Here is a 1,862-nt window from a genome sequence, read left to right on the forward strand (position 1 = left end):
GGGGGGAACCCCCGTGAGGCAATCAGCCATTGGCCAACTCCTCGCGCCGCGCGATCACGAGCGGGTCGTACTTTCCGGAGCGGTTGCCGCACGTTGCCGCTGTACTTCACTCATCAAGCGCTGAAGTTTGGAACCACCCATCCTTCCAACTCGTCCGATGAACAGACACGATGGCGGGATGACATGAGGTGGTATGGATGCGGCGCCTTGATCTCAAGGGAGCGCCCGCGCGGCTGCGCCAGGTCGAGGTCTACGGTCCACTGCTCGCCGGGCTAATCCTGCTCGGCGTAGCCATCGGCGTAAGCTATTGGTCGTACGCTGACTACGAGGCCTTCCGTCAGCGCGCAGTCATCACGACTGCGGCGATCACCAAGGTTGAACCAACAGAGTACGAAAATGGCAGGTACAAGGTGACCTACGGTACGGTCAGCTACCCCGTCGACGGCGAATTCAAGCAGTCCCGCGTGCTACTCGAGTCCTGCTCGCGAAACCCTTGCTCCACTCAGGGGGAGAAACGGATCGGCGACCCGTTCGAAATCTTCTACGACCCACACGAGGTTACGCGCGCCGTGCCGGCTGCGGACGTTGATAACTTCCCATCGTCCAATCCCCTGTACTTTGTGATGGCGTTCCTGGGCCTGATCGCTTTGGTCGTCGGCACAATTAATCTCGTCCTGAGCGAGGCTCAGCCGGAGCGGTAGTGCATGTCCGGTATGCCGCGTGACCGCATGCCGCGCCACCCCACCACCTGCAGCTCGACCACTTTCTCAGAACAGGACTTGAATGCGGGCATGAATGCGAAAAGGACCAGCGCCGCCGAACACGAGGTGAGGTGCCCCGGATCTTCCGGACAGTGGTCCAACTAATGTCATGCGTCTGAAATTCGTCGGGTAAGTTTGTATGCTGCTGGTATGTCGTATCCAGGTCCGTCCGCGGTCGAGATCGAGCTGACCGATGCTGAGCGTGCTCGGTTGGTCGGTGTGTCGGTGGAGTCGTCGAGGGTGGCTGTCCGGGCGAGGATCGTGCTGGCGTGCGCTGGGTCCGGAGCCAGTAACGCGCGGGTCGCGCGGGAGCTGGGGGTGTCGGTGGCGACTGTGCGCAGGTGGCGGGCGGCGTTTGCCCGGGGTGGGTTGGATGCGTTGCTGGATGCGCCGCGGGACGGGCGGCCCAAGGCCGAGTTGGTGGTGACCGAGGCGGAGCGGGCGAGGTTGGAGCGGTGGGCGCGGCGGGCGAAGTCTTCGCAGGTGCTGGCGATGCGGTCGAAGATCGTGTTGGCGTGCGCGGACGGCAAGAGCAACACCGACATCGCCGCCGAGTTGCGGGTGCATCCCGACACGGTGTCCAAATGGCGTAACCGGTTCGTCAGGCTGCGGCTGGATGGCTTGATGGACGAGGACCGGCCGGGCCGGCCACCCTCGATCACCCTCGACCAGGTGGAGCAGGTGGTGGTGGCGACCTTGGAGGAGACACCCCGTAACGCCACGCACTGGTCGCGGGCCTCGATGGCCGAGCGCAGCGGGCTGAGCAAGTCCACGATCGGGCGGATCTGGCGGGACTTCGGGCTCAAGCCGCACCGGAGCGGCACCTTCAAGCTGTCCACCGATCCGTTGCTGGTGGAAAAGGTCGTCGACATCGTCGGCCTCTACCACGATCCGCCGGAGAAGGCGGTGGTGCTGTGCACCGATGAGAAGTCCCAGATCCAGGCCCTGGACAGGTCACAGCCGGTGTTGCCGATGATGCCGGGCATGCCCGAGCGCCGCACTCATGACTACGCGCGGCACGGCATCACGACCTTGTTCGCGGCGTTCGACATCGCCGATGGGACCGTGATCGGCGAACTACACCGCCAGCACCGCGCGACC

2 protein-coding genes are annotated in these 1,862 nt (G+C 64.3%); both read left to right on the forward strand.

From position 1 onward, the window contains the following. Positions 1-197: 197 nt before the first annotated feature. On the forward strand, positions 198-701 hold the full coding sequence (locus HKK74_RS38805; RefSeq protein ID WP_187248428.1) for a hypothetical protein: 504 nt from the start codon (positions 198-200) through the stop codon (positions 699-701). A 210-nt stretch (positions 702-911) separates the two neighbouring features. After that, positions 912-1,862: IS630 family transposase (locus tag HKK74_RS38810; RefSeq protein ID WP_246492426.1), on the forward strand; the 951-nt coding region annotated here is incomplete at its 3' end.

Origin of the sequence: Actinomadura alba, assembly GCF_014323705.1 — a bacterium.
Taxonomy (GTDB): Bacteria; Actinomycetota; Actinomycetes; order Streptosporangiales; family Streptosporangiaceae; genus Actinomadura_C; species Actinomadura_C alba.

Bases quoted from the DNA above. Each gene is read 5' to 3' on its own strand.
- HKK74_RS38805 (WP_187248428.1), top strand. From the start codon at position 198: ATGCGGCGCCTTGATCTCAAGGGAGCGCCCGCGCGGCTGCGCCAGGTC.